5 protein-coding genes are annotated in these 5,603 nt (G+C 57.3%); 1 reads left to right on the forward strand and 4 read right to left on the reverse strand.

Going from position 1 to position 5,603, the window contains the following annotated elements:
* Nucleotides 1-3 precede the first annotated feature (3 nt).
* From HNQ99_RS16280 to HNQ99_RS16295, 4 genes are all read right to left on the reverse strand, one after another.
* The gene (locus HNQ99_RS16280; protein ID WP_184477602.1) at nucleotides 4-360 is read right to left on the reverse strand and encodes a Rieske (2Fe-2S) protein; all 357 of its coding nucleotides are present in this window, start codon (nucleotides 358-360) and stop codon (nucleotides 4-6) included.
* Nucleotides 357-767, reverse strand: coding sequence for a cobalamin B12-binding domain-containing protein (locus HNQ99_RS16285; RefSeq protein WP_184477604.1), 411 nt, complete (start codon nucleotides 765-767; stop codon nucleotides 357-359). The genes HNQ99_RS16280 and HNQ99_RS16285 overlap by 4 nt, the downstream gene beginning before the upstream one ends.
* Entirely contained in the window at nucleotides 764-2,410 is a 1,647-nt protein-coding gene (locus HNQ99_RS16290; RefSeq protein WP_184477606.1) for a methylmalonyl-CoA mutase family protein, read from the reverse strand. Before HNQ99_RS16290 ends, HNQ99_RS16285 begins: the two co-directional genes overlap by 4 nt.
* A 147-nt stretch (nucleotides 2,411-2,557) precedes the next feature.
* Nucleotides 2,558-3,946, reverse strand: coding sequence for an aromatic ring-hydroxylating oxygenase subunit alpha (locus HNQ99_RS16295; RefSeq protein WP_184477608.1), 1,389 nt, complete (start codon nucleotides 3,944-3,946; stop codon nucleotides 2,558-2,560).
* Nucleotides 3,947-4,041: 95 nt separating this feature from the next.
* Here HNQ99_RS16295 and HNQ99_RS16300 point away from each other — a divergent pair.
* Nucleotides 4,042-5,603, forward strand: a 1,562-nt coding sequence (locus HNQ99_RS16300) for an AMP-binding protein (protein WP_184477610.1), incomplete at its 3' end; no start/stop codon positions are given.

Raw genomic sequence — 5,603 nt, forward strand, 5'->3', positions numbered from 1 at the left:
CTGTCAAATATCTTTTTGTTCGGCGGAGCGGAGCCAAGATTTGCTTTCTATCCTGGGGCGGATTTCGACCCGGTCATTGTGGATTCGCACCTCGAAATGCTGAATAGGGTCTACAGCCGGACCTCCGACTGCTTTGCCGGTTCGGAAATCGAAGCGGGCGCCATGATGGGGACAGATGATCTCGCAGCCGATTTGGCGACCGCCTTTCAGCGGGAAATTAAGATGCGAGCAGCGGTTCTCGATCGCAAACACATCGTTGCCCGAGCGGCAGACGAGGATGGCGGTACCGGACAGGGTATATGCGCGATGCTTGCCATTGGGGATTTCGGATAAGGCGCAAACATCGACATAGCCGGTCATATCTTATGGGCACCGGTATTCTGCACAAAGGATATGATGTCTTGGGTCTTCGAGCCCGCCCCGAACAGTCCTGCGACGCCCATCTCTTTCAGTTCCGCAATGTCATCCGGGTGGATCATACCGCCGAGCATCAACGGAACGTGGCCCACGCCCTTTTCCTTCATCGCCTCAATCAGCTGGCGGGTATACTCAACATAGGCGGCGGACGAGAAACTCACCCCGACGATGTCGGCTTTGCTCTCGACTACAGCGTTCGCCATTCCCTCGATGCTGTTGTGCTCGCCGATATAATCGACTTCAATTCCGCCCGCTTCATCAAGCAGGCGCGCAAGCGTGCGAATACCCTTGGAGTGGACGTCGGTGCCCAGCATTCCGAGCAGGCACCGGACCGTATTCGGGCGGCTCATGCGTACACCAGCGGCGCCATGACATGGCCATAGGGATCAAAATCATGGCCATGGGCAACACGCACCGTTCCCCAGATTTCGCCGATACTGGCGTCTGCGATGAAGGCGTCGATCATGGCCTGCATCGGATTGTTTCCGTCGCGAGCGGTTCTGTAGAGCGTCTGCAGCGATTGCGACCAGGCGGTTTTATCTCGCTGTTGCTTGAGCTCGGAGAAGCGCCGGATGTGCGCATAGGTATTGGTGCGGTCGAATTTAAATCGTGTCGGCGCGGGGTCATCCTCGGGTACGAACCGGTTAATTCCCACCATGATTCTTTCGCCGCTGTCCAGCTCTCTCTGGAACCCCAGATTATAATCATCCATCATGCGTTCCATCTCCCCGCTGTCAATCGCTTCCAGCAGACCGATGCCTTCAATCTGATTCAGCATGACGACGGCCGCCGCCTCGATCTGATCGGTCAGCGCCTCGATATAGTAGCTTCCGCCAAGCGGATCAGCGACACGGGCAGCGCCAACCTCGTTGGCGAGAATCTGCTGCTGGCGCGTGGCGAGTTCGCGGGCTTCGTGCGTGGGTACGCAAACAGGTTCATCATATGTGCACGCTTCCATGGATTGAATTCCGCCGCAAAGCGCAGCCAACCCCTGGATCGCGGTGCGGGTAAGATTGTTCAGAGGCTGCTTGTAGACGAGCGACTTGCCTGATGTGTGGCAGGCGATCCGGAGCCGCTGCGCCCGCATGTCCACGGACCCGAACCTTTCCTTCATGGTTTTTGCCCAGTAGCGGCGCAATGCGCGAAACTTGGCGACCTCCTCGAAAAAGTCGATGTCCGATGTTGAAACCCAGGCAAGGCTTGGCGCTACATCATCGACGCTAAGCCCCCGTGCGATCAAATCTTCCATTGTCTTGTTGATAATGGCCATTCCGACCGCGATTTCACCTGCGGGCGTGAGGCCCCGCTCGCGAAGGTCATAGGCTTGCGGCATTCCCAACGCCCAGCGCGGGCTGTTCCGGACACTGAACTCCACCTCATCGACAGTGGTGCGATGACCCAGATCGGCGGGAATCATATGCTTGCCCCAACCGCACAAAGTTTCCTGAAGCATATCAGGCATATTGGAGCCTTGAAGCGTGGCAAGTGATTGGCCGCGCTTTACATGGACCGATGCCACGAGCGGATAGGCCATCGCAGCCCAGTGCCAGGCGGTGTCGACTTTCGCCAGATCGACACCATGAAGTAGTCGATCGACATCGCGCAGCGTCGGCAAGGAACAGCCTTCCAGCCCGACCTCAGGTCCGAAGGCAGGATGATCGGGGTCGATGCTCTGGGTCGTCAGCGGGTCGGGAACGATGCTGATGCCGGTACCGCCTGCGGCCAGCACCATCTCGACGCCCTGGCGGGTATCTTCGGGAGCGCCATAGCCGACAATGTTGCGCAGGGTCCACATCCGGCTGCGGTACATCTGGGGATAGGCGCCACGGGTAAAGGGATAACTGCCGGGATCGCCGACATTTTCCGTATAATGGGAATCACGCTCGGCGGGCGCGTAGAAAGCGTCTGTTTCCAGCCCGCCCCAACTCTTGGTTCGCGACAGCTTGATTTCAAGGTCTTCGATGCTTTCGAACAGGTTGGCAGCTTCTGTCATCCGTCAGTCCTGAGTCCCGTTTTTTAAAGTTCAATGATGCGCCGCATCGAAAAAATCGCAGAGCTCCCCATGCTATTGGCGCCCTTGAATATGCGCCCTGGCCGGTTCCTCCACTTGGGCGGATCCGGCCAGGCTACTACAGCTGTGTCAAGTGCGGCGGCCGATGAGCCGGTCGATCTCGGCATGGTAGTGCCGGATGCGAGTTTCCGACTCCGACAGGACGTAGCCATCGAACGCCATGGATTCGATGCCTTTCTGCACCTCGGGCACCCGCACTGCATCCTGCGCCAGCACAGAACCGAACTCCTCAAGCGTTTGAGGTATGATCTTGGCGGGCCGGACCGATCCGTCCCAGCCGGGCGGGGAAACGGCTTCGGGGCCGAACTGACCGGGATCCATCACCATGTCCTGCGTTCCCCCAACCGGCAAGCATAGCGAGATCGCGCGGTAATGGCTCTTGCTCGGATCGCTTTCGTGGGGCGAGAATATCTGGATCAGAAGCGAATCGCTGAACACGTTGATCGTGATGTTCGGAAAGACGAAATAGTTCCAGTCGTCGTTGACCTGATTGTCGCTCAGATCGTCGAAATGCGCGTAACCATGACGCTTTGCCCATTCCCTCCGCACATCAACCAGCGCCTTGAAATATTCATGGCCTTTCAGGTGAGCGTAATTGTCCGGATTGCCACCGAAGAACTGAAGGAAGCCCTTCAGCGTATCGGTGACCGTCTCCCGATCCTCATTCCGGCTGGTCACATAGCCGATGGGAATGATCATCCGGCTATTGCCGTTGCCATATAGATCATACTGGCATTCGAGAGTCTCGGTGAACGTCAGCAATTGGGGATGCACATCGTCAGCGTGATAAAATTCGATAAATGCATCAAGGGCCGTTTTCCAGTTGGCGTTCCAACAGGTCTCGATGTCCCGGATCACCTTGTATTTTTCAAAGGGGTAGGGGGCGAGGTGCTGTGGAATGACATCCAGATGCTCCATCAGCGACTTGCCCGAGGGATCGAGACTGATGAATACAAGACTGTTCCAGACCCCGCAGCGGACCGGCTTCAGCCCCGGGCGATGTGCGACCGCTTCCTTCCGGAAAAGAAATTCGTCCCGAATTTCCACATTCTTGCCGTCGAGACCGAATTTCCAGCCATGGAAGTCGCATTGGAAGCAACTGCCGCTGCCGGTGCTGCCAAAGTCGGAATGGACGATACGGTTGCCGCGGTGCGGACAGACGTTGAAATAGGCCGCAATACCCTCATCACCCTCGGCATTTCGCACGATGATGAAGGATTCCTTGCCCAGCTCTACCTTGAACCAATCGCCGATCTCGGGGATGTCATGTGCAAGTCCCACAAACATCCAGCTCTTGGTCCACATATGCTCCCATTCCAGAGCCGCTTCTTCATGGGTATAATAGCGCCGTGGGTCCACGCGGTCTGTGCCATGGTCGATATAAGGCGCCTTGGAAGCGGGGCTGCCAGGTTCCGCGTCGGGATAACTGACGAAACCGGTTTTATAATCGTAATCCATCGCAGAGCCTCTCGCGCAAAACAGGATATAGTACCTAATCTATTGCACTTCATAGCACCTGACTTTAAATAGCGAAAGAGAAATGAGGAAATCAGATGGATGAGGCACATTTTTCAGTCCCCGCCAAGTCGGAGCTGCGGGACTGGACAGTCGGGCAACTTTTGGCCCACGCGGCCCAAGAAGCAGGGGATCGCCTCGCCCTGAAGGACGGCCAACTGTCGTGGACATATAATGAGCTATACGCTGATTCGGCACGTTTGGCACGTTTCCTCCTGAGTTGCTTCAAGCCCGGCGAACATATCGCCATCTGGGCTTCCAACAGCGGGCCATGGGTTCTTTATCAAATGGCGGCGGCGCAAGCTGGTTTGGTATTGGTGACTCTCAATCCGGCATTGCGATCCGCGGACGTTGAATCGCTGTTGCGGCAGAGCCGTTCGGCGGGTCTGATTGCCGACCCCGAGCATCGCGGCACGAACTTGCCGGCCATTATTGACGAAATCCGTCCGGCATTACCCGATTTACGCACCGTGTTGCTTACCAGCGACTGGCAGGAGCACCTCGCGAACACGCCGGAGGATGCGATCGATGTAACGGTCAATCCCGACGACACCGCGCTGATATTGTACACCTCAGGCACGACCGGGGTGCCCAAGGGGGTCATGCTCCATCATCGTGGGATTGTTAACAACGCGCTGCTCGGATCAGAGCTTTACGAGATAGGAGATCACCGTTCCTGGCTGGGCCTGATGCCGTTCTTCCATATCGGGGGCTCAGTGACCACCAATCTGGGCTGCATCGCGCGATTGGGCACGCATGTCGTGGTGCGCGCCTTCGAGGCAGGCGAGGTTTTGCGGCTGATCGAAAGTGAAAAGTCCGCATGGTTTCCTTGTGTGCCCACAATGGCCATTGCCCTTCTGGAGCATCCCGATTTTGACAAGAGGGATCTTTCAAGCCTGGAGGTCATCCAGACAGGAGGCACCACGGTCGCTCCGGAGTTCGTGCGTCAGCTGCGCGACCGCTTCCATGCCGATGTCCAGGTCATGTTCGGTCAAACCGAGGCCGGCGGCGTGATGTGCAAGACCTTCAGGGGCGAACCGGTTGAAATCATCGCCGAAACGGTCGGCCAACCCTATCCTCACACGGAACTGCGAATTGCCGACACCGTCACAGGCCAAACCCTGAAAACCGGTGAGATCGGCGAGATCCGCATACGCAGTCCCTATATGACAAAAGCGTATTTCGACAATCCCGCCGCCACTGCGGCCGCCTTTGACCAGGAGGGCTTTCTTCGGACAGGCGATCTTGGAACGCTCGATGACAAGGGCTATCTCCGCGTGACCGGCCGCCTCAAGGAAATGATCATCCGCGGCGGCGAAAACATCTATCCGCGCGAAATCGAAGACAGGCTGGGCGACTATCCCGGCGTTGCCGAATGCGCGGTTGTTGGCTTACCCGACGCGCGCTGGGGCGAGGAAGTCGCCGTCGCGATTAAATGCAGCGCCGGTACTACGATCGATATCGATGCCGCACGCGAGTTCCTGCTCGACCGGATTGCACGCCACAAGGTCCCCAAGCGCTGGAAAATCGTCAGCGACTTTCCCAGGACGCCTTCAGGAAAGATCCAGAAATTCGAACTGGTGAAACTGTTCGCAGTGCC

The organism is Rhizorhapis suberifaciens (genome assembly GCF_014200045.1).
Lineage (GTDB): Bacteria > Pseudomonadota > Alphaproteobacteria > Sphingomonadales > Sphingomonadaceae > Rhizorhapis > Rhizorhapis suberifaciens.

Excerpts from the sequence above, each read along its gene's own strand:
- HNQ99_RS16295 (WP_184477608.1), bottom strand. The coding sequence starts at position 3,946 with ATGGATTACGATTATAAAACCGGTTTCGTCAGTTATCCCGACGCGGAA.
- HNQ99_RS16290 (WP_184477606.1), bottom strand. The coding sequence starts at position 2,410 with ATGACAGAAGCTGCCAACCTGTTCGAAAGCATCGAAGACCTTGAAATC.
- HNQ99_RS16280 (WP_184477602.1), bottom strand. The coding sequence starts at position 360 with ATGACCGGCTATGTCGATGTTTGCGCCTTATCCGAAATCCCCAATGGC.
- HNQ99_RS16285 (WP_184477604.1), bottom strand. The coding sequence starts at position 767 with ATGAGCCGCCCGAATACGGTCCGGTGCCTGCTCGGAATGCTGGGCACC.